The sequence below is a fragment of the Bacillus sp. MBGLi79 genome, assembly GCF_002953915.1.
This window is the reverse complement of sequence record NZ_CP026521.1, coordinates 1,345,171-1,360,063: the sequence shown is the minus strand read 5'-3', so window position 1 is coordinate 1,360,063 and position 14,893 is coordinate 1,345,171. Positions and strand designations below refer to the sequence as shown.

At 45.2% G+C, this 14,893-nt stretch carries 20 protein-coding genes; 7 read left to right on the top strand and 13 right to left on the bottom strand.

All coding sequences use genetic code 11. From position 1 onward, the window contains the following. Positions 1 to 14: 14 nt before the first annotated feature. From argJ to C1T29_RS06785, 7 genes are all read right to left on the bottom strand, one after another. A complete protein-coding gene (gene argJ / locus C1T29_RS06815; protein ID WP_103748924.1) occupies positions 15 to 1,235 on the bottom strand; it encodes a bifunctional ornithine acetyltransferase/N-acetylglutamate synthase in 1,221 nt (406 codons plus the stop codon). Between the two features lie 19 nt (positions 1,236 to 1,254). Continuing rightward, positions 1,255 to 2,292: an N-acetyl-gamma-glutamyl-phosphate reductase gene (gene argC / locus C1T29_RS06810; protein WP_103748925.1), complete on the bottom strand. Its 1,038-nt coding sequence runs from the start codon at positions 2,290 to 2,292 to the stop codon at positions 1,255 to 1,257. 204 nt (positions 2,293 to 2,496) lie between these two features. Further along, positions 2,497 to 3,036 (bottom strand): MFS transporter, encoded by a 540-nt coding sequence (locus C1T29_RS06805; protein WP_211095815.1) that lies wholly within the window; start codon positions 3,034 to 3,036, stop codon positions 2,497 to 2,499. Continuing rightward, complete coding sequence (locus C1T29_RS06800; protein WP_103748926.1) at positions 3,036 to 4,466, bottom strand: FAD-binding oxidoreductase; 1,431 nt, start codon at positions 4,464 to 4,466, stop codon at positions 3,036 to 3,038. The genes C1T29_RS06805 and C1T29_RS06800 overlap by 1 nt, the downstream gene beginning before the upstream one ends. A gap of 62 nt (positions 4,467 to 4,528) precedes the next feature. After that, positions 4,529 to 4,699 carry a YqaE/Pmp3 family membrane protein gene (locus tag C1T29_RS06795; RefSeq protein ID WP_003232996.1) on the bottom strand — a complete coding sequence of 57 codons (171 nt, stop codon included), beginning with the start codon at positions 4,697 to 4,699 and terminating at the stop codon, positions 4,529 to 4,531. A 64-nt stretch (positions 4,700 to 4,763) separates the two neighbouring features. After that, positions 4,764 to 5,072, bottom strand: coding sequence for a metal-sulfur cluster assembly factor (locus C1T29_RS06790; RefSeq protein ID WP_014663505.1), 309 nt, complete (start codon positions 5,070 to 5,072; stop codon positions 4,764 to 4,766). Positions 5,073 to 5,135: 63 nt separating this feature from the next. After that, positions 5,136 to 5,903: a prolyl oligopeptidase family serine peptidase gene (locus tag C1T29_RS06785; protein ID WP_014663504.1), complete on the bottom strand. Its 768-nt coding sequence runs from the start codon at positions 5,901 to 5,903 to the stop codon at positions 5,136 to 5,138. 119 nt (positions 5,904 to 6,022) lie between these two features. Between C1T29_RS06785 and yitU the strand changes: the two genes are divergently transcribed. The 3 genes from yitU (at position 6,023) to C1T29_RS06770 (ending at position 7,289) form a co-directional block, all read left to right on the top strand. Then, positions 6,023 to 6,835, top strand: a complete 813-nt coding sequence (gene yitU, locus C1T29_RS06780; RefSeq protein WP_069839028.1) for a 5-amino-6-(5-phospho-D-ribitylamino)uracil phosphatase YitU — start codon at positions 6,023 to 6,025, stop codon at positions 6,833 to 6,835. 103 nt (positions 6,836 to 6,938) lie between these two features. Then, the gene (locus C1T29_RS06775) at positions 6,939 to 7,091 is read left to right on the top strand and encodes a hypothetical protein (RefSeq protein WP_003239346.1); all 153 of its coding nucleotides are present in this window, start codon (positions 6,939 to 6,941) and stop codon (positions 7,089 to 7,091) included. Then, on the top strand, positions 7,092 to 7,289 hold the full coding sequence (locus C1T29_RS06770) for a DUF3813 domain-containing protein (protein WP_003233010.1): 198 nt from the start codon (positions 7,092 to 7,094) through the stop codon (positions 7,287 to 7,289). A 30-nt stretch (positions 7,290 to 7,319) separates the two neighbouring features. Here C1T29_RS06770 and C1T29_RS06765 read toward each other — a convergent pair whose 3' ends face one another. Continuing rightward, positions 7,320 to 7,775 (bottom strand): BsuPI-related putative proteinase inhibitor, encoded by a 456-nt coding sequence (locus C1T29_RS06765; RefSeq protein WP_306646088.1) that lies wholly within the window; start codon positions 7,773 to 7,775, stop codon positions 7,320 to 7,322. An 18-nt stretch (positions 7,776 to 7,793) separates the two neighbouring features. After that, complete coding sequence (locus tag C1T29_RS06760; RefSeq protein ID WP_003245017.1) at positions 7,794 to 8,636, bottom strand: YitT family protein; 843 nt, start codon at positions 8,634 to 8,636, stop codon at positions 7,794 to 7,796. A 138-nt stretch (positions 8,637 to 8,774) separates the two neighbouring features. On the opposite strand from C1T29_RS06760, the gene C1T29_RS06755 reads away from it, so the two are divergent. Beyond that, positions 8,775 to 9,626, top strand: a complete 852-nt coding sequence (locus C1T29_RS06755; protein ID WP_103748927.1) for a DegV family protein — start codon at positions 8,775 to 8,777, stop codon at positions 9,624 to 9,626. A 46-nt stretch (positions 9,627 to 9,672) separates the two neighbouring features. On the opposite strand, the gene nprB is transcribed toward C1T29_RS06755, so the two are convergent. The 4 genes from nprB to C1T29_RS06735 all read right to left on the bottom strand — a co-directional run bounded on the left by nprB (position 9,673) and on the right by C1T29_RS06735 (position 12,668). Further along, a complete protein-coding gene (gene nprB, locus C1T29_RS06750; RefSeq protein ID WP_103748928.1) occupies positions 9,673 to 11,289 on the bottom strand; it encodes a neutral protease NprB in 1,617 nt (538 codons plus the stop codon). 135 nt (positions 11,290 to 11,424) lie between these two features. After that, positions 11,425 to 11,718, bottom strand: a complete 294-nt coding sequence (locus tag C1T29_RS06745) for a DUF3784 domain-containing protein (protein WP_003233021.1) — start codon at positions 11,716 to 11,718, stop codon at positions 11,425 to 11,427. Positions 11,719 to 11,736: 18 nt separating this feature from the next. Further along, positions 11,737 to 12,324, bottom strand: a complete 588-nt coding sequence (locus C1T29_RS06740; protein ID WP_095432642.1) for an HAAS signaling domain-containing protein — start codon at positions 12,322 to 12,324, stop codon at positions 11,737 to 11,739. Continuing rightward, positions 12,321 to 12,668 carry a PadR family transcriptional regulator gene (locus C1T29_RS06735; protein WP_003245674.1) on the bottom strand — a complete coding sequence of 116 codons (348 nt, stop codon included), beginning with the start codon at positions 12,666 to 12,668 and terminating at the stop codon, positions 12,321 to 12,323. The genes C1T29_RS06740 and C1T29_RS06735 overlap by 4 nt, the downstream gene beginning before the upstream one ends. 177 nt (positions 12,669 to 12,845) lie before the next feature. Here C1T29_RS06735 and C1T29_RS06730 point away from each other — a divergent pair, with 177 nt between their 5' ends. From C1T29_RS06730 to C1T29_RS06720, 3 genes are read left to right on the top strand one after another with little or no spacing between them, the layout of a single operon-like run. Further along, positions 12,846 to 13,382 (top strand): SdpA family antimicrobial peptide system protein, encoded by a 537-nt coding sequence (locus C1T29_RS06730; RefSeq protein WP_040083475.1) that lies wholly within the window; start codon positions 12,846 to 12,848, stop codon positions 13,380 to 13,382. Continuing rightward, positions 13,367 to 14,296, top strand: a complete 930-nt coding sequence (locus C1T29_RS06725; RefSeq protein WP_040083476.1) for a sporulation-delaying protein SdpB family protein — start codon at positions 13,367 to 13,369, stop codon at positions 14,294 to 14,296. Before C1T29_RS06730 ends, C1T29_RS06725 begins: the two co-directional genes overlap by 16 nt. Beyond that, positions 14,293 to 14,877, top strand: a complete 585-nt coding sequence (locus tag C1T29_RS06720) for a sporulation delaying protein family toxin (RefSeq protein WP_003244950.1) — start codon at positions 14,293 to 14,295, stop codon at positions 14,875 to 14,877. The genes C1T29_RS06725 and C1T29_RS06720 overlap by 4 nt, the downstream gene beginning before the upstream one ends. Positions 14,878 to 14,893: the final 16 nt, after the last annotated feature.

Here is a 14,893-nt window from a genome sequence, read left to right as displayed (position 1 = left end):
AATGCTCCCCTTTATTACGTGCGATAGCTCGCGTTAATTTTGATATAGTCATAGGTCAGGTCACAGCCCCACGCTCTTCCGTTCCCGTCTCCTTCATCCATCTTGATGACAATGGTGATTTCATCTCCTTCAAGGTATTCCTTGGCGAGAGATTCAGAGAATGGCTGAGGCTCGTTATTCTTAAACAGGCATTGGCCCCCAAGATAAACCTCTACTTCTTCAGCCGTCACTTGAGCTGCGGAGTGTCCGATGGCTCCGATGATCCGCCCCCAATTGGCATCTGTTCCGTATACTGCTGTTTTCACGAGATTTGAGCCGACAATCTTTTTGGCAATGACGTTTGCATCAAGATTGTTTTTCGCTCCCTGTACTTGGGCTTCAATTAGTTTTGTCGCGCCTTCTCCGTCTCTGGCAATCTCTTTAGCCAGATCCTCACAAGTGAGCAAGAGCGCTTTTTTAAAGACCGGCCAGTCTGGATGATCTTCTGACAGGCACTCGTTTTTGGCGCAGCCATTCGCCATAACCAGTACCATGTCGTTCGTAGATGTTTCTCCGTCAACTGTGATTTGGTTAAATGAAACATCAGTGATTTCTCGAAGCGCCTTTTGCAGCGCTTTTTCTTCGATTGCCGCATCAGTTGTCACAAATCCCAGCATCGTGGCCATGTTCGGGTGTATCATCCCTGAGCCTTTAGCCGCTCCGCCGATCGTGACTGTTTTGCCGCCGATTGCCAGCTCATAACATGTCTGCTTAATCACCGTATCGGTTGTTAAAATCGCTTCTTCAAAATCTCCTGATCCCGCAGGTGTTTCTTTCAGCAGCCCGATCCCCGCCTGAATTTTTTCCATGTCTAAATGTTCGCCGATGACGCCCGTTGAAGAAACAGCGACAAGCTCCGGCTCAATGCCAAGCTGTGAAGCAAAGGTCTCCCGCATTGTGTATGCGTCCTTTAGTCCCTGTTCTCCCGTGCAGGCATTGGCAATGGCGCTGTTGACGATGACGGCTTTCAGTGTCGGTCCGTGCTTTAAGCTGTCTTGTGTCACTTTGATCGGCGCAGCCTGGAAGTGGCTTTGGGTATAAACCGCTGCACTCACGGCCGGTGTCTCGCTGATAATGACGCCGAGGTCTTTTTTCGAGTAGCGCAGCCCGCAATGCACACCCTTTGCCTGAAATCCTTTTGGTGAGGACACATCACCTGTTACTTTTACAATTTGATCTTCACTTAACTGAATCATGGTTCGATTCTCTCCCGTTCTATGGATAAATTGGCGTGATGGCGAGACCGGTCTCTTCATTCCAGCCATTCATTACATTAAAGTTCTGCACTGCCTGACCGGCGGCACCCTTCATTAAATTATCGATGACCGAGACGATCGTGACTCTGTTCGTTCTCTCGTCGTGGGTCACGGCGATATCACAGAAATTGCTGCCATACACTTCCTTCGTTTGCGGATAATGGCCTTTTGGCCTCACTCTCACAAAATATGAATCTTGGTAAAATTCCGAATATAGGTTATGCAGGTCATCTGCGGATAGATCACAGGTTAATTGCGTATACATCGTCGCCATGATGCCCCTTGTCATCGGAACCAAGTGAGCCGAAAATGTAATGGGCCCGAGACCTGGCTGCCATTCATTCAGCGCCTGTTCAATTTCCGGCGTGTGCTGATGTTCATTGACTTTATAAATTTTAAAATTGTCGTTCAGCTCAGAAAAATGAGTGCCCATGAATGCTTTTCTTCCCGCTCCGGAAACCCCGGTCTTCGCGTCAACGATAACGAAAGATTCATCGAGCAGTTTCTTTTGAGCCAAAGGCGCGAGGCCAAGCAAAACAGCTGTTGGAAAACAGCCCGGATTGGCAATGAGTTTCGCCTGTTGAATTTGCTTTTGATTCAGTTCTGCCAGACCGTATACCGCCTCTTGAATCACCGCCTTCGGTGCCGCTGCCCGTTTATACCATTTTTCATATTCAGCGGGCTCTTGTATCCTCAGATCACCTGACAGGTCAATAACCGGGATTCCCGCATCTGCCAGCTTCGGAGTCAATTCACTTGATACTCCAGGCGGTGCAGCAAGAAACATGATATCTATTTCGTGTTTGATCGTATTCATATCAATCTGCTTTAGCCTCTGATCCGCTAAGCCGATAAGATGAGGATAAACCTCGCTATAGACATTTCCTTCTCCGCTGGATGAATAAAGTATGCATTCCTCTGCATGAGGATGATGCGAAAGAATCCTGACAAGTTCGGTGCCTCCATACCCTGTAGCACCTACAATTCCTATTTTCAAAACAAGTTCACCCTCTTAGTCTTTGTGAAATTATTTAAAATTATAACATGAATAAAAATTAATTCAATCGTATATTTAATATTTTTATTCATTTATAAATTTTCTGTTCAATGGAAATTCTGCTCAAAAAAATCAACACATCCACACCGAGAAACGTTGATATGACGCCCCTTTTCAGCCGCATAAAAAAACAGGCTGACGCGGTCAGCCTGTTTTCATCATCATCAATCCACTCAAAAAATATAGAATAGAGCTTGCATAAAAAATCATTTGCACTGTGAAAAAGTCAGCGAGAAAACCCCCGAGCATAATGGCTGCTGCTGAAAAGACAGCTGTCCAAAAATGGTAATTCCCGATCTTCTTTCCACGTTCTCCACTGTCTGTAAAATTAGCGATCAGCACTTTTTCTCCATGCTTTTGCATCGCTCCAAAGAGCCCTAACAGCACTTGGACGATATACACGTGAACGACGCTTCCGATATGCGGGACATATAAAAGCAGAACAGCCATCCCCCAAGAGTTCGCAAGCAGAAAATAACGGCTGTCAAACCTTTCAGACAGCCGTCCGAGGAGCGGATAAATGAGTGCGCCGCTCAGCCCGAACAATCCGTAGGAAAAACCGAACTGCGTGTAGCTTGAGCCGATATTTTTCACAAACAGTATATAAAACGGAAAGATTAAGCTGCTTGCGAAAAACACGCTGCTTTGTGATAAGGTCAGCCATTTTAATTTGTTTTTCCCCATTATTTATACCTCTGATAAAAGTAATTCATAAAGCGTTCATCCGGGTCATAGGTTCGTTTTTTCTGAAAAAACGCTTCGCTTTTCGGATATGCCTGTCTCATTTGCGCCTTTGTCTGGTAGGTCATATAAGGCAGATAATAGCTGCCGCCATGCTTGATAGCAACGTCTGTCATGCGCCTGATGATTCGGGCAGTATCTGCCTGCTCTTCTTTTGAAAAGCCCTCATTTATTAATAACACGAGCGAAAACATATCATCCTTCGCATAGGAAAGGTCGGCCTTTTCATTTTTCTGCACGTAGCGGATCGTAATGTTCAGCAGGTTGAGATCTTCGCCCGACAGTGTTTGTCTCAGATCGTCTATATAAGCCGTATACTCCTTCACAGGCACAAAGTATTCTTGCAGAACATCTGTGTTGTCATTGTTTTCATACTCAAGAAATTTTGATTCGGACCGCATGACATTATTGCGTGAGATCTCTGTGCCATTTTGGCTTAGGAAATAGGATTGCTGCGTGCCCCACAGCCAATTCCTGCCCCATTCATACCGCCTTGACAAACCGAGTGCAAACTTTGTTGCTCCCGTATATTCATCTTCTTTGAGATCGCTGTATGAAGTCAGCTGATCCTGTTGATCAGCCAATACGTAATTCGTGACATACATGTCTTTCAGAAATCCTTTTTTCGCTGTTGATATTCGCGCCAGATGCATTCGGACTTCTGGATTTCCTTTTACGCGCTTTGTAAAATAGTCTGCGTATGCGCTGTAATTCATTTTTTCAGTCTGCATGACATACAGTTCATCATCCGTCAGTTCAAGCGTTACATCAAGAATCACACCAAAAAGACCGTACCCTCCGATGACTGCCGTGAACAACTCGTCTTTTGGAGTGACGGTGATAATTGTCCCATCAGCTTTTAAAAGCCGAAATGATTTGACTGTATCAATCAGCGAGCCGTAGCGGATATCACGTCCATGGGCATTAGCGCTGAGAGAGCCGCCAATTGTAAAGATGTTTTGTGACTGCATGACTTTTACCGCGAGTCCGTATGGATTCACGTATTTCTGGATGTCATTCCACGTTGCACCGCTTTGCACTCTGATGGTTTTCTTCTCTTTATCGAGTGACAGGATTTTGTTGTAGCCTGTCATGTCGAGAACGATGCCGTCCTCATAATATGTATGGCCGCCCATGGAGTGCTGAGCACCGGCGATTGAAATTTTTATGTTTTTTCGATTTGCCTCTTTGACTGTGTCAAGGAGCGTTTCCTCTTCCTGCCCTTTCACTGTCTGCTTTATTTTCACAGGCATCAGGCGGCTGACATCCGTCATCTCGCTTGTGTCTGTTTTTTGCTCTGAGTGCACAGAGTACGCAAACAGGGCCGCATACGCGCCAGTACAAAGCGCGAATGCAAGCAATTTCTTTTTCATAGTGCTCTCCCTGCTGTTTTTTTACAACCATTATACCATGTCTGCGCCCTCATTTTTCCATATTATCTTCTTGCCCGTTTTTCGGCACGGCGGTCGGCGACGATAAAGCAGGCGTGAATCGCGCCCGGCAGCCAAAAGATACAGGTCAATATGAGATTCAGCAAGGCCTGAAACGGTTTTCCCGAAAACAAAACAGCAAGCGGCGGGCACAAAACAGCAAGCAGGTACATCATTTCCTTTCACTCCTTTCAGCTGTAAAAAAGGACAGCCTCACATGTCAGGCTGTCCTTTTTTGTTTTATTGAATGCCAAGCGCAATTTTTGCGTATCTGGACATTTTATCTCTTGTCCATGGCGGATTCCATACAATGTGAACCTCTGTCTCTTTCACTTCAGGAAGGTCCGCTAATGCTTTTTTCACTTCATCCACGATAATCGGCGCTAAAGGGCAGCCCATCGATGTCAGTGTCATCGTCACGTGCGTTAAGCCGTCTTCATCCATATCAACGTCATATACCAAGCCAAGATTCACGATATCAACGCCAAGCTCAGGATCGACAACCTGTTCCAGGGCGCCCATGATGTTTTCTTTTAATGCTTCTTCCACGTTCCCTCACTCCTTTTTTCTACAGTATAACGTAAATTAAGCCCTTGTTCATAACGCAGTGCTTTATAAATACGTTTCAAACCATTCAATCGTTTTTAACACTGCTGTCCGCGGGACTTTATGGTCGGCGTTTTCATCTCCGATAAATTGCAGGCGTTCCGGCTGCTCGCTGTAATGGGATTTAATCGTTTCATAAAATGTCCGGGTCGGCGCGTAAGGCACGACTTTATCTTTTTCACCGTGCCAAAATAAAAGCGGCCGCTGGCGCAGTTTCTCCGGCTGAAGGCTGAGATCCCGCAATTCGAGACGTTTCATCAGCTCCTGTACCTTCTCTTCCGGCACGTCGATATCAATTCCCTGAGATTGAATATGATCAATCTGCCGCTGAAACAGCTCCACGTAATTCGGGCTTCCCATCAGGCTGACGCCGGCTTTTATCCAATCATATGCAGTCAAAGCGCCAAGCGTTGTGATGCCGCCCATTGACGTGCCTGCGAGACCGATGCGGCCGCCGTCTACCAGGCCCTCTTTTTCAAAATGGTTTTTAAGCACGCCGATCTCTTCAATCTCGTTGAGGACGATGTCCCAAAAATGGCCCGCCAGCTCTTCAACAGCCATTTCTTCTCCCCGTTCACCATGGTGCAGAGCCTCCGGCAGAACGGCTCTGAAGCCCTTCTCCGCAAGCAGGTAAGCAATATGAAGGTTGTGTTCCTTCGCACTTGTAAAACCATGGATAAAAAATACGAGAGGAACAGCGCGGTGCCTGTTCTCTTCCTTTACAATATGTAAAAAAGGAATACCGGAAACGGTTTGATTCTCAATTTGTATCACAATGTGCCCTCCTTAGGATAACCATAATCATAAGTGTAACATGTAGACAATAAAGATGGTAAAAAGCTACACTGTAAGTAAGGGAAAACAAGCAAAATCTAAGGTTAAAGGAGCTTTTCATGGAGACAAAACCCTATTTAATCGCATTAGATTTAGATGGAACGTTATTAAAGGATGATAAAACCATATCAGAAAACACTCTTCGGACGATACAGCGCCTAAAAGATAGCGGGCATTATGTCTGCATCTCAACAGGTCGTCCGTACCGTTCAAGTTCTATGTACTACCAGCAGATGGAATTGACAACACCGATTGTCAATTTTAATGGAGCATTTGTCCATCATCCGCTGGACGACAGCTGGGGACGGTATCATACGTCACTCCCGCTTGATGTTGTCAAACAGCTCGTGGATATCAGCGAGAGCTACAACGTACATAACGTGCTTGCTGAAGTCATTGATGACGTATACTTCCATTACCATGATGAGCACCTGATTGATGTCTTTAACATGAACACAACAAATGTAACGGTCGGAGACTTGCGGGAAAATCTCGGTGAAGATGTGACGTCCGTACTCATCCATGCAAAAGAAGAAGATGTGCCGGCAATACGCTCTTATTTATCGGATGTTCATGCCGAGGTGATCGACCATAGAAGATGGGCCGCTCCGTGGCATGTCATTGAAATTATCAAAAGCGGCATGAATAAAGCGGTCGGCCTGCAGAAAATCAGCGATTTTTACGGCGTGCCGAGAGAGCGGATCATCGCTTTCGGAGATGAGGATAACGATTTGGAAATGCTTGAATTTGCCGGCTGCGGCGTCGCAATGGGAAATGGAATTGACGCGGTCAAGCAGATTGCCAACCGAACAACGGCTGCAAATGAAGAGGACGGCGTGGCAAGGTTTTTGAAAGAATATTTCTCACTTTAAAGACGGTCCGTATTAATTTTTCCCACTCATAAACCTTACTTTACCCCACCATACTATTGAAGACGACTCATCTCGTCAAAGTATGGAGGGGGGCAGTCTCAAAATGGGTAAACGAAGCAAATCCAGAAGGTTTATTCAGCAGGGTAAAGACTCCATCGGGCTACACGCCGCAAGATTTCCATATCGGTCTACTTTAGAAGAAGCTCACCAGCATGCCGCGGCACGAGACTCGGCAGAAAGACAGGTTGAATATTAAATGAGAAACGAACTGTTTCAGCAGGCAAAATCATTTGTTCAACAGGCGGTCATGGTGACAAACGGCTTTGAGGAGGGCGATCAGGAGCAAGCGATTCTGAGAGCCAAAAATGCTGTATCTTCTGCGTATGCCAATTCGACAGATGCGGAACGTCGCCAGCTGCATCAATTTCAAAATCAGCTGGACAAACTGCAATAAAAAAAGGCTATGGCGATTCGCCATAGCCTCTTATTTAACTTCAAATTGCTGAACAGCCTGAACCTGCTTTAGATTTTCCGCTCTGCCCTTAAATGTCACCTTTACCTCATAGGTTCCGGGCTCAGGGATTTCCTTCCACACATCAGAGAAATCATATGTTTCTCCGGGTTCAAGTGTCAGGTTTTGAAAAGCCTGCGTAAACATTTTGTCTTTCGAATAACGGTATCTTTCTTTGTGCCCAGAATCATACACGACAAGTTCAAATTTTTGCCCTGTGCTGAATTGAAACTCGACAGCACGTTCGCTTTGGTTCTTCAGCGACATGTTAAACTTGATTTGTTCAGGCTCCTGAATTGCGTCAACAGATAAAACAACCTCTTGATTCTCCATTCCGCCTGATACCTCCTTATCGGGTTCTGTCTGCTCATCTTTCCCGCAGCCTATCAAAAGCAGCACGGGGAGGAGCATCACAAGCAGCCGTTTCACGACTTCCACCTGCTTTCGTCAGTCTTTTCTAAAGAAGCCAAAAATCCCTGTCGTCTGTACAATGTTTGTAAATGCTTTCGGATCAACTTCTTTGACGATTTTCTCTAAATCGTACAGTTCGTACCTCGTAATGACGATAATCATCATTTCCTTCTGTTCGTTCGTAAATGCTCCTTTTGCCGGAACAGTTGTGATGCCGCGCACCATTTTTCCGTAAATGGCTTCCTTAATTTCGTCCGCTTTTTTCGTCACGATCATCGCCGTGAGTTTCATGTGGCGGGTGTGAATGGCGTCGATCACCCTCGTTGTCACATATAGTGTAACCAGGGTATATAATGCTTTCTCCCAACCTTGCAATAATCCTGCCGTCAAGATGATAATCCCGTTCAGAATGAAGAAATACGTGCCGACGGGTTTATCCTTCCACTTTGCAAGGACCATGGCGACGATATCAAGCCCGCCTGTCGAAGCCCCGTATTTTAATGTTAAGCCGATACCAACCGCTGAAATGACGCCGCCGAACACCGCGTTCAGCAAAATATCATGTGATAAGCTTGTTTCCGGCAGGATCCCCATAAACAGAGTAGTGAGTGCGACACTTAAAATGCTGTACACCGTAAACGATTTGCCGACCTTCAGCCATCCTAAAATACCGACCGGAATGTTTAAGAGGAACAAGAGCGTTCCCGTCGATATGTAAAAGGGGGCATATTGATCAACGACGCTTGATAAAAGCTGGGCGACACCTGTAAATCCGCTGGCATATACATCTGCCGGAATCAAAAATAAGTTCAGCCCGGCTGCATTGAGTAAAGCGCCGATGATGACGATGAGTAATTTTTTTGTTTGATCTAGTACCATGGCATGTTCCTCCGCTCTTTCTTCTTTATTATGTTTTCCCTTAAAACAAATATTTGAACACGATTTTGGCAAATTAATATGATATAGTTGGCTTAAACTCTCATGATAACGAGCGATAACGGAAAGAAGGGAAGCAATATGACAGTTCATCTCATCGCTGACAGCGCAGCTGATTTGCCTCGTTCTTATTTTGAAGAAAAAAGCATTGGCTTTATTCCGCTCAGGGTTTCACTCGGCGATAAAGAATTCGAAGATGCAGTCACAATTCATGCGGATCAAATATTTGAAGCGATGAAAAATGGAGAAACGCCCAAGACGTCCCAAGCCTCACCGCAAACGATTAAAAATGTATTTTTGCAATATGCCGAAACAGGTGATCCCGCTCTTTACATTGCCTTTTCCTCAGGTCTCTCCGGCACGTATCAGACAGCTGTAATGATCGCCAATGAAGTGAAGGAGGAATTCCCTGATTTCGATTTGCGGGTCATTGATTCCAAATGCGCTTCATTAGGATACGGCCTGGCTGTCCGGCATGCTGCCGATCTCTGTATCAACGGGAATACAATACAAGAAATTGAAACGTCTGTAAAGAACTTTTGCAACCAGCTTGAACATATTTTTACCGTTGATGATTTAACATATCTCGCAAGGGGCGGCCGGATATCCAAAACATCCGCTTTTGTCGGCGGCCTGCTGAATATAAAACCGTTGCTTCAAATGGAGGACGGCAAGCTTGTGCCGCTGGAAAAAATTCGCGGACAGAAGAAACTTTTCAAACGGATCATCGAGCTTATGAAAGAGCGCGGGGATGATTGGAGCAATCAAACCATCGGGATCAGCTACGCCGCGAACAAAGAAAAAGCCACGGACATGAAACACTTGATTGAGGAAGCCTTCAAGCCGAAAGAAATCATTATGCATTCTATCGGTTCTGCAATCGGCTCGCACGCCGGTCCAGGTACATTGGCGATATTCTTTTTAAGAAAATGAGCAAACAAAAACAGTCAGACTCTGTGCCCTGACTGTTTTTGTTTGCTTATAAAATGCCGACAGCCTCATACGCTTTTTCGACTGAAGCTGATTGCTTCGATCCTTCACCGTATAAATCATTGGCGGCATCAATCGCCGCTTGCTTCATCATGCTGAAATCTGTAGATGCCGTTACATAATATGTTAAAGCCCGATAGTAAATTTGTTCACATGCTTCACGCCCTATCCCTTCAACCTGCACATTGTGGTGCACGCCTCCTTCTGCCAGAAGGTAAGCTGCTTTATTGTGGATGGACGAATTGATATGGACTCCGCCATAATCCTCTGTTCCTGTGTAGCGGTTCGAGTAATGATCTGGATTTCCCTGCTTAGATGGGTCCTCTAACGACCGCAATGAATCTCCTGCAATATCCGGAGTATAGACATCCTCGCCGATTTCCCAATCATCACGGTCAGCCATTGCGCCCATAATATCGGAAATGGACTCATTTAATGCACCGGGTTCTCCATGATATAATAGGCCGGCGGAATACTGTGTGACTGCGTGTGTGATTTCATGCGCGACAATGTCGAGCGATCCGGACAGCGGCTTAAATTTTGAACCGTCTCCATCACCGTACACCATCTGGACGCCGTTCCACGCTGCATTGTTCCATTGTTTGCCGACATGCACGGTAGACGTAATCCTTGCTCCGTTTTGATCAAAAGAAGCACGGCCAAATGTCTTGCTGTAATAATCGTAAACGGCTTGCGCATTTGCATGCGCGTCTACAGCCGCAGGTTCATTAAATACGGAAGTGCCACTGACTATTTCTTTGCCCGTATATCCGATCAGTTGAGACAAAAGTGTAAACAAGGTTTCGTTCAGGTTCTCCGCGTCAAACGTATTGATCCCTTTTCCCCTTGTTTCGTCGGCCAAATAAAAGCGCCCATCCTGTACTGTGACGTCAAAGCTTTTTTCATCGCCTGACACGCCGATTCCTGTACCTGCCGCTTCATGAATGGCATTAAAGGACTCGATGACCTTTCCGCTATTGGCATCGATGACACAATGCCAATAGCCAGGCTCAGGTTCAGATGTCGAGAGTCTCACAAGGTAGGCAAGATCGAAATTCCCGTCGTGTGGATAGATATATAATTCGCCCTTTGGCTCCCCATCAAGATATTTGATTTTCCCAATGGCAGCCTCGAGCTCACGCTGTGCTGTACGTATTGCTTTTTCCTCAGAAATAGACGGTGTGACAGAGACGTCCTTGATTTGCGGATGCACTTTTCCAAAGAAACTTTTCACTTGTTTGTTTTCCTTCATCGCGACCGCTTGTTCAAAGCCGTAAATCGGAATTCCTTTGTAAACCTCCGTTAATTTAAAAAACGTTTGTTTTGTTTTTGGATCCTTTATGGTTTTCGAAATACGAAAATGGCTGTTCGCATTCCCTTTGAGCTTAAAATGCGATTGATGTTTATCAAGATAGGAAAATAACGATTCTTTCTGAGTTGTGTTTTGTACCGGCTTCTGTGATGGCTTTTCGATGATGTATGAAGGGGTTTGATACGTATGGTCGTATTTGATGCTTTGATCAGCTGAGGCATGTGTTACAAAAACCATTTGGGCCGCCGTGCAGAAGCCGGCCAGTAATAGAGATGTCTTAGTCAGATTGCGCAAAACACCACATCCTTCCTATTTTGGAATCTATCATTTTTCTTCATCCTATCAAAAATACAAAAACTTGTATGTGGTGCTTCGTTCTTATTTTCCCAAAAAAGAAGGGCAGAGATACTTCGCTCTGCCCTCCTTATTCTACTCTACTAATTTTTTATTGACATAAATAATAACCCCTGCGCCATATGCCAGTATAAGCGGTGGTATGAGCTGCTCCTGGCCTTGAAATGAGATAAAACTATTCAGCAAAATAAACAAACCGGAATTCAGGAAAAAGTAGCCTGCTATTCTGGCCAGCCGATCTTTATCCCGTATGCGCGCCTCGTTAAATCCGGCCAGCATCCAGGTTTGTTTTTTGATTCCGACAAAATAGGCAACCACAAAGAATAAGAGCGCGATGACGATTAATAGATAATTGATGCTGATTTCCATCTTACAGCCTCCTACACATTACTTGATGTTTAGAAAAAGAAAAAAAGCGGCGCAGCTTACTGCAATCAGCAGCAGGACGACAAACGCCTTGAGGAACGGGCTCAAAAGAAGCAGCACTGCTAAAAACAGCAGATAAGCCGCACCGACTCGCGAAATCGTGACAATCTCCTTTTGAGAGCGCATTTTGTTTTTTCTGACGCCGGCAAACATCATCAATTTTTTCCGCTTCCATACATATCCGGCGAGCACCGCTAAATAAACAGCCAGCGGCAGATGTCTGAAATCGGGCGGCAGCAGCGGCAGGGCGATTATCGCGACAATGAGAAGAACCGAAAGCCAGCTTTTGCCCAATAATGACCTCCTCCTTTTCAGCTCTTCCCCATCACCCATCATCACTTCGGCAAGCTCCTTCGGATGAGAAAATTCAGATTCAATAGCTTCCTGCAGTTCCTCTTCACTAAGGCCGGCTTTGATTCTGTCTTGAACGAAAGCGGTGATATGCCCCTTTAATTCGTCGATAGCGTTTTCTCTCTCTACATCAGGCATATTCGCCAGCTCTGCATTTAGTTCCTCCATGTACCGGTCAATGATATGCTGGGCATTCATAGCAAATCCCCCGATAAAGACAGTAAGGCTTGATGGGTTTCCAGGTATTTTTCCAGCCGTTCTTTTAACATTTCTTCTCCTTTTTGCGTCATTTTGTAATACTTTCTTTTCGGGCCGTCCAGTGAATCTTCCCAAAAGAATTCGATCCACCCCTTCTCGGTCATTCGTTTCAGAATCGGATAAATCGCTCCCTCTGAAATAGCCAGCGCCGAGGTGGTTTTTAAGGATGACGTCAGCTCATAACCGTACATCGGTTTAGATCGCAGAAGGGAAAGGATGGCCAGCTCAAAAATCCCTTTTCGAAATTGAACTATCCAGCGGTCATTCACTTGATTCGTTTTCATGGTTTCAATATATCGAAAAAACCACTATATATCAATCATATATAGCAGTGTAAAATGTCCTGTTTTTTCTTTTGACAAAAATGGAATTTCTCATACTTTTTAACCTTTTTATTACATAAATGTTTTTATATTATGAAAAGTGTAAAAACGATTCTTCAGGTTAAAAGGAGCAGTCGAATGCAGAAATCGATATCATTTTTTATCATTTTTTCAGTCCTTTGGGGTTCGATATTTCTGTTTTCTATTATTGGCAGCTTAGGGACAACCCCGATCCCGCTGACAAAGGACTCCAAATTTCTCATGTCCAGCATCCTTCCTCAGGGCTGGGGCTTTTTCAGCAAAAATCCGCGCGATACTTCGATCGGCTTATATGAGGCTGAAGATGCCAGCGCCAAGGTCAGATGGCCTAATATGAGGGCTGATAACCTATTCGGCCTGTATCGGTATGGGCGGTCACAAGGCGTTGAAATGGGCGTGATCTACAGCCAAGTCGGCAAGGAACAGTGGACCGCATGCAAAGAAAAGAACCTCGGCGCATGCAAAAGCAAAGCAAAAACCGTGCAATTAAAAACACCCGCTCCCCGCCCGCTGCTTTGCGGCAGCTACTATTTGACGAAAGAGGATATTGTACCTTGGAGCTATTCTAAATACACCCCTTCGTCTTATCAGGTAAAAAGCATAGTCAAGGTTGTGATCTCATGCTCGAAAACATAAAAAAGACCATCACCAGTTGGGACGATAGAAACCCGTGGACGAATGTATACGGCCTCGCGCGAAGCATCATTGCGCTATCCAGCCTGCTGACGCTGCTCATCAATCACCCGAGCCTCATCATGAAGCCAGCCAGCGGAATCAGCAGTTATCCTGCTTGTAAAATGAATCTCAGTCTCTTTTGCCTCGGCGAAAATAACTATATGATGTTAAATCTTCTCAGATGGGTCTGCATTGCCATTCTGGTGCTTGTTGTCATTGGCTGGCGCCCCAGAATCACCGGGGTTCTGCATTGGTATGTCAGTTACAGCCTGCAGTCATCGCTGATCGTCATCGACGGAGGCGAGCAGGCAGCAGCTGTCATGACCTTTTTATTGCTTCCCATCACGCTGACCGATCCGAGAAAATGGCATTGGAGCACAAGACCTCTAGAGGGCAAAAGAACACTTGGAAAAATAACAGCTTTTATTTCTTATTTTGTGATCAGAATTCAAGTGGCGGTGCTTTATTTTCACTCTACCGTCGCTAAGCTGTCTCAGCAGGAATGGGTGGACGGAACAGCCGTCTATTATTTCGCCCAGGAAAAAACCATCGGCTTCAACGGCTTTTTTCAGGCGTTAACAAAGCCAATTGTAACAAGCCCGTTCGTGGTGATTCCGACATGGGGGACGCTGCTGGTTCAAATCGTCATCTTCGCGGCGCTGTTTGCGCCGAAGAAGCATTGGAGATTTATTTTGATTATCGCTGTTTTTATGCATGAGATTTTTGCAGTCATGCTGGGTCTGATCAGTTTCTCGCTTATCATGGCCGGCATTTTGATATTGTATCTCACACCTATCGATTCCACGATTCACTTTACATATATTCGCAGACTGTTGTGGAATAAAAAACAAAAGAAGGGAGAGGTTTCAGTTTGAAGAAGGCGTTTCTAGTATTTTTGTCGGTTGTATTGGTGACGACTGTGTTTTTGGTGAAACAGCAAGAAAGTGTGGCACAGGCAAAGCAGCTTGAGTATTCAGGTGAGGAAATTTTTAAAGGGTTTGTGTTTGCCCAAGGGGAAGTTGGCAAACAGCTGCCAGAGGTCTTTAATAAAGCGATGACAGACAAACTCAACACAAAACAGGCAAAGGCTTTTGCCAATCAGGTTGTAGCTGATATTAAAAAAGAGGATGCTGACTTTTTTGACAACCTGAAGAAAGCTGTTTACAGCAAAGATGCATTGAAAGTGGATGAACTGCTGAAAAAAGCAGGTCAAATCGTTGAAGAAAAAGTAGAAGCTGCAAAGGAAATCGCCGCTTCCAAGGATGATACATCCAGAGTTCAGGCCGAGCTTGTCAACACTGTTGATACCGCTAACTATTTCTATTATGTTTCTTATGTTGCTGCAGCCGGTGCCCTGATTCTGATCATTCTCGCCATCGATATTACGCCGATCGCGATTTCAGACAATGTAGATCGCGAAATGGCAATCAGAACGCTTGTTGATGAATTAAACTAGACATAAAAAACGGCTC

Excerpts from the sequence above, each read along its gene's own strand:
- argJ (WP_103748924.1), bottom strand. The coding sequence starts at position 1,235 with ATGATTCAGTTAAGTGAAGATCAAATTGTAAAAGTAACAGGTGATGTG.
- C1T29_RS06805 (WP_211095815.1), bottom strand. The coding sequence starts at position 3,036 with ATGGGGAAAAACAAATTAAAATGGCTGACCTTATCACAAAGCAGCGTG.
- C1T29_RS06800 (WP_103748926.1), bottom strand. The coding sequence starts at position 4,466 with ATGAAAAAGAAATTGCTTGCATTCGCGCTTTGTACTGGCGCGTATGCG.
- C1T29_RS06795 (WP_003232996.1), bottom strand. The coding sequence starts at position 4,699 with ATGATGTACCTGCTTGCTGTTTTGTGCCCGCCGCTTGCTGTTTTGTTT.
- yitU (WP_069839028.1), top strand. The coding sequence starts at position 6,023 with ATGGAGACAAAACCCTATTTAATCGCATTAGATTTAGATGGAACGTTA.
- C1T29_RS06775 (WP_003239346.1), top strand. The coding sequence starts at position 6,939 with ATGGGTAAACGAAGCAAATCCAGAAGGTTTATTCAGCAGGGTAAAGAC.
- C1T29_RS06770 (WP_003233010.1), top strand. The coding sequence starts at position 7,092 with ATGAGAAACGAACTGTTTCAGCAGGCAAAATCATTTGTTCAACAGGCG.
- C1T29_RS06760 (WP_003245017.1), bottom strand. The coding sequence starts at position 8,636 with ATGGTACTAGATCAAACAAAAAAATTACTCATCGTCATCATCGGCGCT.
- C1T29_RS06755 (WP_103748927.1), top strand. The coding sequence starts at position 8,775 with ATGACAGTTCATCTCATCGCTGACAGCGCAGCTGATTTGCCTCGTTCT.
- C1T29_RS06745 (WP_003233021.1), bottom strand. The coding sequence starts at position 11,718 with ATGGAAATCAGCATCAATTATCTATTAATCGTCATCGCGCTCTTATTC.
- C1T29_RS06740 (WP_095432642.1), bottom strand. The coding sequence starts at position 12,324 with ATGAATGCCCAGCATATCATTGACCGGTACATGGAGGAACTAAATGCA.
- C1T29_RS06735 (WP_003245674.1), bottom strand. The coding sequence starts at position 12,668 with ATGAAAACGAATCAAGTGAATGACCGCTGGATAGTTCAATTTCGAAAA.
- C1T29_RS06730 (WP_040083475.1), top strand. The coding sequence starts at position 12,846 with ATGCAGAAATCGATATCATTTTTTATCATTTTTTCAGTCCTTTGGGGT.
- C1T29_RS06725 (WP_040083476.1), top strand. The coding sequence starts at position 13,367 with ATGCTCGAAAACATAAAAAAGACCATCACCAGTTGGGACGATAGAAAC.